The sequence below is a fragment of the Haloprofundus salilacus genome (assembly GCF_020150815.1).
Classification (GTDB): Archaea; Halobacteriota; Halobacteria; order Halobacteriales; family Haloferacaceae; genus Haloprofundus; species Haloprofundus salilacus.
Map to the genome: position 1 here is coordinate 1,750,860 of NZ_CP083723.1, position 14,754 is coordinate 1,765,613.

At 65.5% G+C, this 14,754-nt stretch carries 15 protein-coding genes; 12 read left to right on the plus strand and 3 right to left on the minus strand.

Annotated elements, in window-relative coordinates; all coding sequences use genetic code 11:
* Positions 1-15: 15 nt before the first annotated feature.
* The 8 genes from LAQ58_RS08985 (at position 16) to LAQ58_RS09020 (ending at position 8,703) form a co-directional block, all read left to right on the plus strand.
* Positions 16-276, plus strand: a complete 261-nt coding sequence (locus tag LAQ58_RS08985) for an NADH-quinone oxidoreductase subunit J (protein ID WP_224447112.1) — start codon at positions 16-18, stop codon at positions 274-276.
* Entirely contained in the window at positions 273-722 is a 450-nt protein-coding gene (locus LAQ58_RS08990) for a proton-conducting membrane transporter (RefSeq protein WP_425490638.1), read from the plus strand. The genes LAQ58_RS08985 and LAQ58_RS08990 overlap by 4 nt, the downstream gene beginning before the upstream one ends.
* Entirely contained in the window at positions 722-1,024 is a 303-nt protein-coding gene (nuoK, locus tag LAQ58_RS08995; protein ID WP_224337077.1) for an NADH-quinone oxidoreductase subunit NuoK, read from the plus strand. Before LAQ58_RS08990 ends, nuoK begins: the two co-directional genes overlap by 1 nt.
* A gap of 3 nt (positions 1,025-1,027) precedes the next feature.
* Positions 1,028-3,064: an NADH-quinone oxidoreductase subunit L gene (gene nuoL / locus LAQ58_RS09000; protein WP_224447113.1), complete on the plus strand. Its 2,037-nt coding sequence runs from the start codon at positions 1,028-1,030 to the stop codon at positions 3,062-3,064.
* A complete protein-coding gene (locus tag LAQ58_RS09005) occupies positions 3,061-4,596 on the plus strand; it encodes a complex I subunit 4 family protein (protein WP_224447114.1) in 1,536 nt (511 codons plus the stop codon). The genes nuoL and LAQ58_RS09005 overlap by 4 nt, the downstream gene beginning before the upstream one ends.
* Entirely contained in the window at positions 4,593-6,131 is a 1,539-nt protein-coding gene (locus LAQ58_RS09010) for an NADH-quinone oxidoreductase subunit N (RefSeq protein ID WP_224447115.1), read from the plus strand. Before LAQ58_RS09005 ends, LAQ58_RS09010 begins: the two co-directional genes overlap by 4 nt.
* Before the next feature lie 203 nt (positions 6,132-6,334).
* Positions 6,335-7,801: a DHH family phosphoesterase gene (locus tag LAQ58_RS09015; protein WP_224447116.1), complete on the plus strand. Its 1,467-nt coding sequence runs from the start codon at positions 6,335-6,337 to the stop codon at positions 7,799-7,801.
* A gap of 116 nt (positions 7,802-7,917) precedes the next feature.
* The gene (locus tag LAQ58_RS09020; protein ID WP_224447117.1) at positions 7,918-8,703 is read left to right on the plus strand and encodes a CBS pair associated ParBc domain-containing protein; all 786 of its coding nucleotides are present in this window, start codon (positions 7,918-7,920) and stop codon (positions 8,701-8,703) included.
* Between the two features lie 124 nt (positions 8,704-8,827).
* Here LAQ58_RS09020 and LAQ58_RS09025 read toward each other — a convergent pair whose 3' ends face one another.
* Positions 8,828-9,010, minus strand: coding sequence for a hypothetical protein (locus LAQ58_RS09025; protein WP_224447118.1), 183 nt, complete (start codon positions 9,008-9,010; stop codon positions 8,828-8,830).
* Between the two features lie 124 nt (positions 9,011-9,134).
* Between LAQ58_RS09025 and LAQ58_RS09030 the strand changes: the two genes are divergently transcribed.
* Both LAQ58_RS09030 and LAQ58_RS09035 read left to right on the plus strand, forming a co-directional pair.
* Positions 9,135-10,241, plus strand: coding sequence for an ABC transporter ATP-binding protein (locus LAQ58_RS09030; RefSeq protein WP_224447119.1), 1,107 nt, complete (start codon positions 9,135-9,137; stop codon positions 10,239-10,241).
* On the plus strand, positions 10,238-11,062 hold the full coding sequence (locus LAQ58_RS09035; protein WP_224447120.1) for an ABC transporter permease: 825 nt from the start codon (positions 10,238-10,240) through the stop codon (positions 11,060-11,062). Before LAQ58_RS09030 ends, LAQ58_RS09035 begins: the two co-directional genes overlap by 4 nt.
* An 18-nt stretch (positions 11,063-11,080) precedes the next feature.
* Here LAQ58_RS09035 and LAQ58_RS09040 read toward each other — a convergent pair whose 3' ends face one another.
* A complete protein-coding gene (locus LAQ58_RS09040; protein ID WP_224447121.1) occupies positions 11,081-11,314 on the minus strand; it encodes a DUF7543 family protein in 234 nt (77 codons plus the stop codon).
* Between the two features lie 597 nt (positions 11,315-11,911).
* Entirely contained in the window at positions 11,912-12,148 is a 237-nt protein-coding gene (locus LAQ58_RS09045; RefSeq protein ID WP_224447122.1) for a hypothetical protein, read from the minus strand.
* A 202-nt stretch (positions 12,149-12,350) separates the two neighbouring features.
* Here LAQ58_RS09045 and LAQ58_RS09050 point away from each other — a divergent pair, with 202 nt between their 5' ends.
* Positions 12,351-13,385 (plus strand): DUF7282 domain-containing protein, encoded by a 1,035-nt coding sequence (locus LAQ58_RS09050; protein WP_224447123.1) that lies wholly within the window; start codon positions 12,351-12,353, stop codon positions 13,383-13,385.
* Between the two features lie 206 nt (positions 13,386-13,591).
* Positions 13,592-14,623, plus strand: coding sequence for an NAD(P)-dependent alcohol dehydrogenase (locus LAQ58_RS09055; RefSeq protein WP_224447124.1), 1,032 nt, complete (start codon positions 13,592-13,594; stop codon positions 14,621-14,623).
* Positions 14,624-14,754: the final 131 nt, after the last annotated feature.

Genomic DNA, 14,754 nt, shown 5'->3' on the forward strand with positions numbered 1-14,754 from the left:
AAGGAGACACACACAATGGTTTATGAAACCCTCGCGTTCGCGCTGTTCGCCCTCATCACCGTGGGCTGCAGCGTGGGCGTCGTCCTCGTGCGGGACGTCTGGCACTCCGCACTCCTGCTCGGGGGCGCGCTCTTGAGCGTCGCGGTACACTACGTGATGCTGCAGGCGGAATTCCTCGCAGCGATGCAGGTGCTCGTCTACGTGGGCGGGGTCCTCATCCTCATCACGTTCGCCGTGATGCTCACGCGGACCGATCCGGAGGTGAGTAGCACATGACGACCAAACCGCAGTTGAACGACGACTCGAACCTACTTCCGGGGCTGGCCGCCCTGGGACTGTTCGTCGTGATGGCGGTTGTATTCCTGCAGGCGGAGTTCGGAGCGCCGCAGGGGTTCCCGGCCGACGTCAGCATCGTCGCCAGCATCGGCTACGCGATGTTCGACATCTCCGCCGACCAACTGCAGCAACAGATCGTGAGCGCCGAGGGGTTCCTCGCGGCGTTTCTCATCATGGCCATCGCGCTCGACGTCGCCATCGACGCCGCCGTCTACCTCGCCAAGCGCGAGGAGGCCGGCGAAGTGGTGACCGCGCTGGTCGACGAAGTACGCAGCGACGACCCGACGAGCGGCAGCGAACCGGCCGACGGACGCGGTCCCGCCGCGCGAGCGGACGGCGGTGAGGCGAGCACGAACGACGACGCGACCGCGGGAGGTGACCACTGATGGTTCCGCCGCAGTACTACCTGCTGCTCTCGGCGGCCATCTTCTGCATCGGCCTGTTCGGCATCCTCACGCGCCGGAACGCGCTGCTGTTCCTGATGTCGGTCGAGTTGATGCTGAACGCAGCGAACATCAACCTCGTCGCGTTCTCCGTCTACTGGGGCAACGTCACGGGCCAAACGCTGAGCCTGTTCACGATGGCGCTGGCGGCCGCGGAGGTCGCCGTCGGCATCGGCATCATCCTCGCGCTCTACCGCAACTTCGGCGACGTAGATGTGACGGACGCGACGTCTATGAGGTGGTAAACTATGGTAGGTGCATTCGACTTCGTTCCGGCGATCGTTCTCCTGCCGTTCTTCTCGTTCCTGATAGCGCTCTTCGCGGGCAAGTACATGCCCAAAGGGGGCGCGCTCGCGGGCATCACGGCCACCGCAGGGTCGCTGCTGCTCTCGATATGGACGGTACTGACGGTAGCGGGCGGCGCAACGCTTCAACAGACACTGTACACGTGGGCGGGCGGGGAGGAGCTCCCGTTCGAGCTGACGTTCGGACTGCTCATCGACCCGTTGTCGGCGATGATGCTGCTTATCGTCACGCTCATCGCGTTCCTCGTCCACGTGTTCAGCCTCGGTTACATGAATGACGAGGGCGAGACCGGTCTTCCACGGTACTACGCCGGTCTCGGCCTGTTCTCGGCGTCGATGCTCGGCTTCGTCGTCGCGGACAACCTGCTGATGGCGTTCATGTTCTTCGAGCTGGTCGGGCTCTGCTCGTTCCTGCTCATCGGCTTCTGGTTCCGCGAGGACGCGCCGCCGAGCGCGGCGAAGAAAGCGTTCCTCGTCACGCGCTTCGGCGACTACTTCTTCCTCGTCGGCGTCGTCGCCGTCTTCGCCACGTTCGGCACGGCGGCGTTCGCGGGTGAGGGAAGCTTCCCGGCGCTCGCGGAGGCAGCGCTCGCGGGCGAGGGCGGCGACGTGACCACGTTCTTCGGACTTGACCCGCAGGCGTGGTTCACCGTCGTCGGCCTGCTCGTCCTCGGCGGCGTCGTGGGCAAGTCCGCGCAGTTCCCGCTGCACACGTGGCTGCCCGACGCCATGGAGGGTCCGACCCCCGTGTCGGCGCTCATCCACGCTGCGACGATGGTCGCCGCCGGCGTCTACCTCGTCGCCCGGATGTACGGCTTCTACGCGCTCACCCCGACGACGCTCGCCATCATCGCGTTCATCGGTGGCTTCACCGCCCTATTCGCGGCGACGATGGGCGTCGTCAAGCGCGAGATCAAACAGGTGCTCGCGTACTCGACCATCTCCCAGTACGGCTACATGATGCTCGCGCTGGGTTCGGGCGGCTACATCGCCGCAACCTTCCACCTGATGACGCACGCGTTCTTCAAGGCGCTGCTGTTCCTGGGTGCGGGGTCGGTCATCATCGCGATGCACCACAACGAGAACATGTGGGACATGGGCGGCCTCAAGGAGCGCATGCCCACGACGTACTACACGTTCCTCGCCGGGTCGCTTGCGCTCGCGGGCATCTTCCCGTTCTCGGGCTTCTGGTCGAAAGACGAGGTGCTCTACGAGGCGCTCGCACACGGTCTCGGCGGCAGTCCGCTGCTGCTCGCCGCGTGGGCGATGGGTCTGCTCGCGGTGTTCTTCACCGGCTTCTACACCTTCCGAATGGTCTTCCTGACCTTCCACGGGAAGCCGCGAACGGAGACGGCGCGCAACCCGCACGGCGTCCGCTGGAACGTCAAAGGGCCGCTCGCGGTCCTCGGCGTGCTCGCCGTCGTCGCTGGCTTCATCAACATGGTGCCGGTGGCGAAGCTGACGGGGCTACACATCGAGTTCCTGCACGACTGGCTTGCCCACGGCCCCGCCGGCCTCACGAGCGAGTACTACGGCGAACTCGTCCACGACTACGCGGGATACTCGACGGGCTCCATCGGCAGCGAACTGGTGACGGTGCTGCTGTCAGGCGGCCTCTCGCTGGGCCTCGCGCTCGCGGGGTCGGCGCTCGCCTACTCGCTGTACAACGTCCCCGAACCGGTCGAACACACCGACCGCCTCGGGAGCATCAAGACGGTACTGTTCAACAACTACTACCAGGACGAGTACCAGGTGTGGCTCGCCAACGGCGTCACTCGCGGCGTCTCACGCGCGGCCGACAAGTTCGACCAGGGCGTCGTCGACGGCGTCGTCAACGGCATCTCCAGCGTCAGCCTGTTCTCGGGCGGTCGCGTCCGCCGCATCCAGACGGGTGTGGTCAGCAACTACGCGGCGCTGTTGACGCTCGGACTCATCGCACTACTCGTCATCGTCGGCGTTAGCGGAGGTTGGTTCGTATGATAATCGAAGCGCTCATCGCATTCACGTTCGTCGCCGCACTGGTCACGTTCGTCCTTCCGGACCGACTGGCCGGCCGCGGCGCGTTCGCTCTCAGTCTGGTTCCCGTCCTCGGGAGCCTCTACATGTGGTCGCAGTTCGACGCGTCCGGCAACGCCCTGCTGCAGGGCGGCCAGACCGCGTTCGAGACAGTCATCCCGTGGCTGCAGGTCGCAGGCTACGAGATCTCGTGGTACGTCGGCGTCGACGGCATCAGTCTGCCGCTCGTCGTGTTGACGACGGTGCTCACCTCGCTCGCAATCGTGAGCGCGTGGACGCCGATTCAGCACCGCCAGTCGCAGTTCTTCGGCCTCATGCTGTTCATGGAGGCGAACCTGCTCGGCGTGTTCACGGCGCTGGACTTCTTCCTCTGGTTCATCTTCTGGGAGGCCGTCCTCGTGCCGATGTACTTCCTCATCGGCGTCTGGGGCGGTCCGCGCCGGAAGTACGCCGCTATCAAGTTCTTCGTCTACACGAACGCGGCGTCGCTCATCATGTTCATCGGCTTCATGGCGCTCGTGCTGGGTCTCGGCGACTCAACGTCGTCGTTCGCGCTGCCCGAAATCGCGCAGGCGCTGCGCGCCGGCGAACTCGGGTCGTTCTACGGCCTCGACGCGAGCACGCTGCAGCTCGTCGCCTTCGCGGCGATGTTCTTCGGCTTCGCGGTGAAGGTGCCGGTCGTCCCGGTGCACACGTGGCTGCCGGACGCTCACGTCGAAGCGCCGACGCCGGTGTCGGTGATGCTGGCGGGCGTCCTCCTGAAGATGGGGACGTACGCCTTGCTTCGATTCAACTTCACGATGCTGCCGGAGGTCGCCGTCGAGTACGCGCCGCTCATCGCGGCCATCGCGGTCATCAGCGTCATCTACGGCGCGATGCTCGCGCTCGCACAGCAGGACCTCAAGCGCATCGTCGCGTACTCCTCTGTCTCGTCGATGGGGTACGTCATCCTCGGCCTCGTCGCCTACACCGCCTACGGTGTCGGCGGCGCGACGTTCCAGATGGTCGCCCACGGTCTCATCTCGGGACTGATGTTCATGTCGGTCGGCGTCATCTACAACACGACCCACACTCGGATGGTCGGCGACATGTCCGGGATGGCCGACCGGATGCCCGTCACGACGGGTATCCTCATCGCGGGCGCGTTCGGCTACATGGGTCTGCCGCTGATGGCCGGCTTCGCCGCGGAGTTCTTCATCTTCGCGGGCGCGTTCCAGTCGACAGTTATCGCCGGAAACGGCCTCGCGCTGTTCACGGCGGCGGCGATGTTCGGCATCGTCATCGTCGCGGGCTATCTGCTGTTCGCGATGCAGCGGACGCTGTTCGGGCCGTTCCGCCTCGACACCGACTACGAGGTCGGTCCCGCGCCGCTGCACGACACGCTACCGCTCGCGGTGCTGCTCGTCTGCATCATCGCGCTCGGCGTCGCACCGGAGATATTCTTCAACATGATCACCGACGCGGTTGACCCGGTCATCGGAGGTGTGCTGCAATGACGGCGCTCGCGTCGCTCGCCGCGCTCGCGACGCCGCTTCAGGCGGGACAACTGCCCGAGTGGACGGCGCTTGCGCCGGTGTTCATCCTCGCCATCACGGGGCTTGTGCTCCTACTCATCGACAGCATCGACCCTGATTCGACCGACAGCGCGCTGCTCGCGGGCGTCTCGACGCTCGGTGCCGTCGCGTCGCTCGCGGTGACGGCCTGGTATCTGGCCGCCGGAACCGGTCAGACCGGCGGAGAGATCACGCTGTTCGCCGACGCTATCGTCGTCGACGGGATGAGCCTGTTTTTCACGGCCATCTTCACGAGCGTCGTCGCGATGGTCACCATCGCCAGCTACGACTACCTGCGCGGGCACGAGAACCAGGGCGAGTTCTACTCGTTGGTGCTGTTCGCCGCCAGCGGGATGGCGCTGATGGCGTCGGCGAACTCGCTCGCGACGGTGCTCGTCAGCCTCGAACTCTCCTCGCTGCCGTCGTACGTGCTCGTCGCGTACCTCAAGAAGAACCGCGGCAGCGTCGAGGCGGGGCTGAAGTACTTCCTCATCGGCGCGCTCTCGGCGGCGGTGCTCACGTTCGGTATCAGCCTCGTGTACGCCGCCACCGGGTCGCTCATCTTCGCAGACGTGGCCGAGGCGCTCGCCGGCGAGGGCGAACTCGTCGGCGTCGCCGGTCTCGGCGTGCTGATGGTCGCCGGCGGCTTCGCGTTCAAGACCGCCTCCGTCCCGTTCCACTTCTGGGCGCCGGAGGCGTACGAGGGTGCGCCCGCGCCCGTGTCGGCGTTCCTCTCGTCGGCCTCGAAGGCCGCCGGGTTCGCCGTCGCGTTCCGGGTCTTCGTCGAGGCGTTCCCGCTGGCGACGACTCCCGCGGGAATCGACTGGGTGCTCGCGTTCCAGATTCTGGCCATCGTCACGATGACGCTCGGCAACTTCGCCGCGGCGACCCAGGAGAACGTCAAGCGGATGCTCGCGTACTCCAGCATCGGTCACGCCGGCTACGCGCTCATCGGTCTCGCGGCGCTCTCGGCGGGCGGCAGCGCCAACGGCAACGTGCTCGGCGCGAGCATGGCGCACCTGTTCGTCTACGGCTTCATGAACACCGGCGCGTTCCTCTTCATCGCGATGGTGGAGCATTGGGGCGTCGGCCGCACGTTCGAGGACTACAACGGGCTGGCGACGAAGGCGCCCGTCGCGTGTGTCGCGATGTCCGTCTTCATGTTCAGCCTCGCCGGTCTACCGCCGTTCGGCGGCTTCTTCTCGAAGTACTTCCTGTTCTTCGAGGCCATCGAGAACGGCTTCTGGTGGCTCGCCGTCGTCGGCGCGCTCAACAGCGTGCTGTCGCTGTTCTACTACAGCCGCGTCGTGCGGGCGATGTGGTTCGAGGACCCGAGCGGGTCGTTCGAACTCGGTAGCCAGCCCGTCGGGCTGTACGCCGCCGTCATGCTCGCCGCCGTCGCCACCGTCCTGCTCCTGCCCGGCTTCCCGCCGGTCATCGAGACGGCGCAGACCGTCGCGGCGACGCTGTTCGCCTGAGTTCCGTTTCGCTTTTCGCCGCTTTTCGTGCTCGCTCCGCTTCGTTTCGGCTCGGTCTCTCGTAACCGCATCTGCGGCGGCTATCGGTGAGTTCGGAAATCGAACGCTGCGGGCCATCGCACATCACCGCTCGTCACCGTTCGTCACGGCGCGACGCCGCGAGGACGGTAGGGTTTTCCCCGGAGGCGACCGAACGGTCGAGTATGGTGAGGTGGCTGCTGCTCGGCTGCGGTCCGGTCGGCCACGCGATACTGGAGATGCTGTCGGAGCGCTCCGGACGCGTTCGGGTGGTCACCGACGATCGAGAACGCGTGACGTCGCTCCGCGAGGAGGGTATCCGGGCGACCCACGGCGACCCGACCGACTCGAGTAACTACCCACCGACGGCGGACATCGTCCTCGTCGTGGGCGAGGACGCCGAGTGTAACATCGAAGCCATCCAGAGCGCGAGAGGTCGGTATCCGAACGCCCAGGTCCTTTCGTACGCGGGGGTCGAAGTCGATCCCGACTGTATCGAGAAACTCGTCGCCGCCGCCGACCGCGTCGTCGACGCGACGGCGGTGTTGACCGACCACGTCGTCGAGATGGTCGACCGCGAACCCGCTCGCCGCCTCCGTCGACTGCTCACGGTGCTCCGCGAGTTGGACGGCCCGCTCGCGGTCGTCACCCACGACAACCCAGACCCCGACGCCATCGCGAGCGCCGTCGCGCTCTGTCGCATCGCCGAGTACGTCGGCGTCGACGCCGACGCCTGCTACTTCGGCGAGATATCTCACCAGGAGAATCGTGCGCTGGTCAACCTGCTGGACCTCTCGCTGCGGAACGTCGAGTCGCCGGAGGAGCTCGAGCAGTACGCCGGTATCGCGCTCGTCGACCACTCGCGACCCGGCGTCAACGACGGGTTGGACCCCGAGACGTTCGTCGACATCGTCATCGACCACCACCCGCCGCGCGCGCCCGTGGAAGCCCGGTTCGTCGACCTCAGAAGCGAGGTGGGCGCGACGAGCACGCTGTTGGCCGACTACTTAGAGCGACTCGGCCGCGACCTGGATAGAACGGTCGCGACGGCGCTGCTGTACGGAATCCGCGTCGATACGAAGGATTTCACCCGCGAGGTGTCGAAAACCGACTTCGAGGCAACTGCGTACCTGCTCGAACGCGTCGACGTGTCGGTGCTCGAACGCGTCGAGACGCCGAGCATGAGCGCCGACGTGTTCGAGACGATCGCCGGCGCCATCCGCAACCGCGAAACTCACGGCACCGCGGTAGCCTCCTGCGTCGGTGAGATACGCGACCGAGACGCGCTCGCGCAGGCCGCGGAGCGACTGCTCGACATGGAGGGGGTGCAGGTGTCGCTCGTCTACGGCTACAAGGACGGGACCGTCTACGTCTCCGGGCGCGCACGCGGATCCGACATCGACCTCGGCGAGACGCTCAGAGACGCGCTCGGCCAGATCGGGAGCGCGGGCGGCCACGCCGACATGGCGGGCGCGCAACTCCCGCTCGGCATCCTCGAAGACGTCGGCGACGACGCCAAGGAGTCGCTGACCGACGTCGTCCGCGGCATCGTCAGCGGTCGGTTCTTTGAGACGCTCGACACCGCGCCCGCGCCGGAGGTCAGCGACGCCGAGGCGCTGGCGCTGGAGTTCCCGCTCGAGGACCGAACCTGAGAAGCGAAGCCAAGAACCGAAACCACTGATCGAAGTCGAATAACGAAACCGGGGGGCAAACCTGCGGTTCGACACCCGACACCACGCTTTTGCTCTCCGCTCTCGTATCGCCGCCTATGTCGGGAAACGCCACGGTGAAAGCGTACATGACTCGGGAGGTGTCGACCGTCTCGCCGGACGACACGGTCGGCAACGTCGCCCACCGAATCGTCGAAAGCGACGGGCACAACGGTTTTCCCGTCTGTAACGGCCGGAAGGTCGAAGGGTTCGTCAACGCCCGCGACATCCTGATGGCCGACGACGACGCCCCCATCTTCACCGTGATGACCGACGACATCATCGTCGCCCACCCGGAAATGAAGCTGACCGACGCCGCCCGCGTCATCCTCCGGTCGGGTATCCAGAAACTGCCCGTCGTCGACGACGCGGGCAACCTCGTCGGGATTATCTCGAATACCGATGTCATCAGAAGCCAGATAGAGCGCGCGACGCCCGAGAAGGTGGGAAAACTGATGCGGACGCTCGAACAGATTCACGACGTGTCGGTCCACGAGGAGCGCCGAAAGATCTCACTCTCCTCGCTCATTCCGACGCAGGGGCGCGTTTACGCCGACGAACTCGAAGGTCGAAAGTACGAACTTGAACGCGGCCTCGCCGAACCGCTCGTCGTCATCGACAACGACGGGACGATGCTCCTGGCCGACGGCCACCACCGAGTGCTCGCCGCCGACCGAATCGAGATGTCGGAGATGGACGCGTACGTCATCGTCGTCGACGACGTGGTGGAACTCGGGATGCAGCGAACCGCCGAGAAGGAGGGACTCTCCTCCATCGACGACATCGACATCGTCGACTACGCGCGCCACCCGCTCATCGAGACGACCAAACGGTTACAGCAGTAGCCGAAACGGTCCGGTAGCGCGCCGACGTTCGGGGGTATCGAGGCAGTAATGTCAGTTTGTTACTCTTCGTAGCCGACCTGCCGTCGCACTCCGGTTTTCGTGACTGGCGCGAGCGACGCCGTCGCTACCGGCTCTTTCGCCGATTCCGCCGCTCGAAGCCGAGAATCAGCAACCCGATGACCGCCCACGCGAGGATGGGAATCGGCCGCGACAGCGGCCACCACGGGGCGACAGGAACGGCCGTGAGGACGAGCGACACCAGCGCCACGGCGAGAAAGAACACACCGACCGCCTCGTTCGGTCTCATCGTCTCACCGTCGGCCGCCGGGAGTAAACCGTCTTCGACACGTGGCGGGCGACGTCGCCGGACGCTCCGCCGCCCCTCGACGACGCCGGCAAACCGTTAAGCCGTCGCCGCCGCCAGTTCCGGCATGGACGGCACACGGTCCCCGCCGGCAATCTTCGTCAGGAACCTCACGAAAGTGTACGGCGACGAGACGGACGATGGCGTCCGCGCCGTCTCCGACCTCTCGCTCGACGTCGAGGCGGGGACCGTCGTCGGGATTCTCGGTCCCAACGGCGCGGGGAAGACGACGGCCATCAAATGCATGCTGGGGCTCGTCGTTCCGACGGCGGGAGAAGTGCGCATCCACGGCATCGACGTTCAGAGCGACACGCGGCGGGCGTACCGCCGCGTGGCCGCGATGCTAGAGGGCGCGCGCAACGTCTACTGGCGACTGTCGGTCAGGGAGAATCTCGACTTCTTCTCCAGTCTCGCCGGACAGAAGCGCGCGGACGCCCGCCGGAGACAGGACCGCCTCCTGAAGCAACTCGGACTGGCCGAGAAGGCCGATACCGCCGTCAACGACCTCTCGCGCGGGATGAAACAGAAGGCATCGCTAGCGGCGACGCTCTCGCGCGGCACCGACGTGGTGTTTCTGGACGAACCGACGCTCGGTCTCGACGTGGAGAGTTCGCTCGAACTCCGTCGGGAACTCCGGCGACTGGCCGAGCGCGAGGCGATGACCATCGTGCTGAGCAGCCACGACATGAGCGTCGTCGAGGACGTCTGCGACCGCGTCGTCATCGTCGACGACGGCGAAATCGTCGCCGACGACACAGTGGAGAATCTCATCGACCTCTTCCGGACGCAGTCGTACCGCCTCGTCCTCGACGGCGACGTGCCGCCGAGCGTTCGAGAGCGACTCGAATCGGGTTACGACGCCTCCGAGTGGGAACGACTCGCCGAAAAGAGCGACGACGACGCCACCGACCCCGACAGAACGCGCGTCACCGTCTCGGTTGCCGACGGCGACCGGCTGTACGAACTGCTTGGCGTCCTCCGCGAAGCGGGCGTCTCGCTCCGACGCATCGACAGCGTCGACCCGGACCTCACGGACGCGTTCTTGGGGCTGACCGACCGCAATGAGAAGAGAGTCCGCCCCGACCGGCCGTCGGTGGCCGTCGACGCAGGCGGTGGGGGCGACTCCGGCACGGAGCACGTCGAAAATCCCGAACCCGACGGAGGCGACGCGTGAGCGAGTCGCCGTCGTCGGGTGCGACGAAACCGGCGGTCACGACCGGCGTCCGGCCGTGGCTTCGACTGCTCGTCGCGATTGCGCGAAAGCAGTTCACGCTGATTATTCGCTATCCGATAAACACCGTCTCGCAGGTGTTCGGGCTGTACGTTTTCTTCGCGCTCATCTTCTTCGGCGGACGGGCCGTCGGCGGCGCGGCGTTCGGCGAGTCGCTCAACGCCATCATCGTCGGCTTCTTCCTGTTCACGATGACCATCGTCGCCTATTCGGGACTGGCGTGGGACGTGACCCGCGAGGCGCAGTGGGGGACGCTCGAACAACTGTTCATGTCGCCGTTCGGGTTCGGCCGCGTGATGGCGGCGAAGGCGGCGGTGAACGTCTGCTTTAGCCTGCTGTGGGGCGCGGTGATTCTCGCCTCGATGCTCGTGACGACGGGGCGGTCGCTCTCCGTCGATTTACTCACCGTCGTCCCCGTCGGCGTGTTGACCATCGCGTCGGCGCTCGGCGTCGGCTTCGTCTTCGCGGGCCTCGCGCTCGTCTACAAGCGCATCGAGAACCTGTTTCAGCTGATCCAGTTCGCGTTCGTCGCGCTCATCGCCGCCCCGGTGGAGGCGGTTCCGGCGGTTCGGTTCTTGCCACTGGCGCTGGGGAGTGCGCTCCTCCGCGAGGCGATGACGCAGGGCACCGCCCTCTGGCAGTTCCCGGCGACGGACCTCGCCGTCCTCGGGGCGACCGCGGTCGGCTATCTCGCCGTCGGCGCGTACGTTTTCGGCGTCGCGAGTCGTCGGGCGCGACGACTCGGTGTGCTGGGACAGTACTGACGGGGCGCTCGAAGGCGCTCACGTCCCCGGCACGTCGAACGCCGCTTGCCACTCGTCGACGAGTTCGAGCGCCGCCTCGCGCGTCTCGGCGGAGTCGCGGCGGTAGGTTTGGCCGTCCGGCGCCTGTTCGAGTCGGTCGAGTCGAACGACCCATCTACCCGCTCTGCTCTCTCGCAGGCGTATCGTCGCCCATCCGTCGTCTCGTTCCCACTCGGTCAGTCGGTCCGTGGTCTCGGCTTCCGTCCAGCCCATGCCCCCCGTTGAGCGCGGACGATTAAGGCGCTGTCCGACCGTCGCCGTCGGCGCTCGCACCTGAGTTCGCGTTCGAGTTCGCACGAGCGACCGGTCCGGTTCCGTGGCCGCAAGCCGGACACACTGCGTATCCGAAGCAGTCGTACTCGATGACGTCCGCTCGTTCGGCCGTTCCGCACGCGCTACACTCGAAGTACGCCACCCATTCGAATCCCATATCGAGTCAATGGGCTTGAATATCCTTAGTTAATGAGAGCCTGTGTTCGTGTTAGTCACTATCTGCCAATGTCTGAATTCGGAGATACAGTCTCCGTAACGGGTGCTCACGCGCTCCAAACCGAAGAACGCCACCGTGACGAGCGACGGGCGGGGTCCGGCGCCTCACCAGCGGCGAGACGCCGGAAGCGCGGTCGGCGGCGAGCCGTCCGCCTCCCGAGCGTAAAGCGGTGTAAAATCGACGAACCGCGGTCGGGTCCGTCGGGGTTTAAACGGTCGTTTACATCGCGTTCAGTCCCGCTCGAACCGTTGTGAGACCGACGAACGGGGACGGCGAGCGGGGACGGCGAAAGGGGGTCAATGGACGGAGAAACGGGCAGGTTAGAGGCGGTATCGTTCTAACGCTCGGGCGGCGTACGCCCCGGAGGCGACCGCGAGCGTCGCCGTGAGGAGCGCGGAGGCGACGAGACCCGCAGCGAGGACGAGCGTCGGCGGGAGCGACAGTAGCGACGTCGCCAGACTCACGAGACTCGCCAGCGCCCTCGTGACGAGCACGGCGGCGACGGCCGTCTCGTCGCCGTACCTTTTTCGAGTCGTCGGCTTCGATGGCGAGGGCATCTGTACTCGGACGTCTCGGCGCAGTCCGAGAGATTCACCGCTTCGATGACACTCTCCGTTCGACGATTGCTCGCGAGGCGGTACTATACGGCTTCGAGGATTAGACCTGAATTTAGATATTCTTACATTAGCTAATTACTTCTCTTGGTTACTGAGATTATTTGTCACTCGCATCCTACGGTAGTTATGTAGCCGAAGAATCATGACCGAGATCCCATCCAGTGACGACCACGAAGCAGCGAACGACGGACTGAACATCGACCCGCGAACTTCGCGGCGGACGTTCCTCGCGGCGAGCGCCGTCGCCGGAACGGGCGCGTTCGGCGTCGGAAGCGCGGTCGCGGAGTCGGACGACGACGACGACGGCGAGAACGGAGACGACGACACGGATTCCGAACCGTTCGCGCTGGTGGAGTTCGACAACCAAGAGACGGAGGGGACCGAACTCGTCATCGAATCGGTGACGCTCTCCGACGGCGGGTTCGTCGCCATTCACGACGGAACACTCCTCGACGGCGATGTCATCGGGAGCGTTGTCGGCGTCTCCGAGTACCTCCCGGCGGGGCAGCACACGCAGGTTTCGGTGACCCTGTTCGACGTCGAGGGCGCGGAGTTCGACGACGACTCGCTCTCGGAGACGCAACCGCTCATCCCGATGCCGCACCTCGACACCGACGGCGACGAGGAGTACACTTTCGTCGAGAGTGAGGGCGAAGAAGACGGCCCGTACGTCGAGGCCGGAAACGCGGTTGTCGACGTCGGGTTCGCCGTCGTCGACGGTGAGGACGAAGATAGCTACGAGGACGACGAGACGTCGTTCGCCGCCGTCGAGTTCACGAATCAGACCGTCGACGACGAGACGGTCACCGTCGATTCGACGGTGCTCTCGGAGGGCGGGTTCGTCGCGTTCCACGACCTGACGCTGTTGGAAGGAGAGGTGACCGGAAGCGTCGTCGGCGTCTCCGAGTATCTCGAAGCGGGCGCGCACTACGAAGTAGACGTTGAGCTATTCGACGTCGAGGGTGCGGAGTTCGACGACGACTCGCTCTCAGACGGACAGGGACTTATCGCCATGCCGCACCTCGACACCGACGGCGACGAGGAGTACACTTTCGTCGAAAGCGAAGGCGAAGAAGACGGCCCGTACGTCGAAGCCGGACAGGTCGTCGTCGACCTGGGCTTCGTCACACTTGACGGGGACGAGATGGACGACGAAGACGACAACACTGACCGGTAGTTGGCGTTTCCGGGTGGAGATCGCGGAGGACATCCTCCGCACCGGATTCGAACGCTCCTTTATTCACGCGGTGGACAATTCGTCGCAGACACATCGGACGCTTCCGGTGAAATCCTGGTAAGAGAGTTCCGTGAGATGGACCGGGAAGTTCCCGAACGTCGCGGCACACTCGCGAACTTTATCCGTGGTCCACGAGTATGTCAATTATGCGCACGGCTGTACTCTCGGATGACCTCCAGTTACAGATCGAGGAGCGCGAACGGCCCGAGCCCGGCGACGACGAGGTGTTGGTTCGGATGCGCTCGGTGGGCATCTGCGGGTCGGACGTTCACTACTACGAACACGGTCGCATCGGCGACTACGTCGTCGACTCGCCGTTAGTACTCGGCCACGAGAGCGCCGGAGAGGTGGTCGACGTCGGGGCGGCAGTCGACGGCTTCGCCGTCGGCGACCGGGTGACGCTCGAACCGGGCGTGCCCTGCGACCGCGACGACTGCGAGTACTGTCGCGTTGATGAGTACAACCTCTGTCCCGACGTTCACTTCATGGCGACGCCGCCGGACGACGGCGCGTTCGCCGACTACGTCGCGTGGCCCGCCGACTACGCCTACCGCCTGCCCGAGTCGGTGTCGTTGCAGGCGGGGGCGCTCATCGAACCGCTCTCTGTCGGCATCCACGTCTGTCGACGCGCGGGCGTCGGTCTCGGCGACGCCGTCTACATCTCTGGGTGCGGACCCATCGGCCTGCTGGCGATGGAAGTCGCGCGCGTCGCGGGTGCGGAACCGATTATCGCCGCCGACGTGCTGCCCTCGAAACTCGAACGGGCGCGCGAACGCGGCGCGATTCCGGTGAACGTGACCGAGGAGAACCCCGTCGAAGCCGTCGAGGAGGCGACGAACGGCCGATTCGCCGACGTGGTCATCGAGGCGTCGGGCGCGGAACCGGCCATCGAGAACACGCTCGATGTCGTCCGTCGCGGCGGGACGGTCGTTCTGGTCGGGTTGGCCGCCGACGGCGTCGTCCCGTTCGACACCAACGACATCATCGACAACGAACTCGATCTGTTGGGATCGTTCCGCTACCGCCACACCTACCCCACGGCCATCGAACTCCTGGCGAACGAGCAGGTCGACGTGGAGGGAGTTATCGACTTCGAGATGGATCTCGACGACGTCAACGAGGCGTTCAAGCGCGTGCAGTCGGGAGAAACGGTGAAAGGGATGATATCGTTCGACTGAGAGGGGGTGTCGAGCGAGAATGGGGGTGCTGAACGGGAACGGCATTCGCGGTGCGAAAGCGGAACGACGGCGACAGAGCTACGCGGGTCGGACGTGCTCCGCGCCGATTTCGATACGGCGGACGTGTGCCT

Bases quoted from the DNA above. Each gene is read 5' to 3' on its own strand.
- LAQ58_RS08985 (WP_224447112.1), top strand. From the start codon at position 16: ATGGTTTATGAAACCCTCGCGTTCGCGCTGTTCGCCCTCATCACCGTG.
- LAQ58_RS08990 (WP_425490638.1), top strand. From the start codon at position 273: ATGACGACCAAACCGCAGTTGAACGACGACTCGAACCTACTTCCGGGG.
- nuoK (WP_224337077.1), top strand. From the start codon at position 722: ATGGTTCCGCCGCAGTACTACCTGCTGCTCTCGGCGGCCATCTTCTGC.
- nuoL (WP_224447113.1), top strand. From the start codon at position 1,028: ATGGTAGGTGCATTCGACTTCGTTCCGGCGATCGTTCTCCTGCCGTTC.
- LAQ58_RS09005 (WP_224447114.1), top strand. From the start codon at position 3,061: ATGATAATCGAAGCGCTCATCGCATTCACGTTCGTCGCCGCACTGGTC.
- LAQ58_RS09010 (WP_224447115.1), top strand. From the start codon at position 4,593: ATGACGGCGCTCGCGTCGCTCGCCGCGCTCGCGACGCCGCTTCAGGCG.
- LAQ58_RS09015 (WP_224447116.1), top strand. From the start codon at position 6,335: ATGGTGAGGTGGCTGCTGCTCGGCTGCGGTCCGGTCGGCCACGCGATA.
- LAQ58_RS09020 (WP_224447117.1), top strand. From the start codon at position 7,918: ATGTCGGGAAACGCCACGGTGAAAGCGTACATGACTCGGGAGGTGTCG.
- LAQ58_RS09025 (WP_224447118.1), bottom strand. From the start codon at position 9,010: ATGAGACCGAACGAGGCGGTCGGTGTGTTCTTTCTCGCCGTGGCGCTG.
- LAQ58_RS09030 (WP_224447119.1), top strand. From the start codon at position 9,135: ATGGACGGCACACGGTCCCCGCCGGCAATCTTCGTCAGGAACCTCACG.
- LAQ58_RS09040 (WP_224447121.1), bottom strand. From the start codon at position 11,314: ATGGGCTGGACGGAAGCCGAGACCACGGACCGACTGACCGAGTGGGAA.
- LAQ58_RS09045 (WP_224447122.1), bottom strand. From the start codon at position 12,148: ATGCCCTCGCCATCGAAGCCGACGACTCGAAAAAGGTACGGCGACGAG.
- LAQ58_RS09050 (WP_224447123.1), top strand. From the start codon at position 12,351: ATGACCGAGATCCCATCCAGTGACGACCACGAAGCAGCGAACGACGGA.
- LAQ58_RS09055 (WP_224447124.1), top strand. From the start codon at position 13,592: ATGCGCACGGCTGTACTCTCGGATGACCTCCAGTTACAGATCGAGGAG.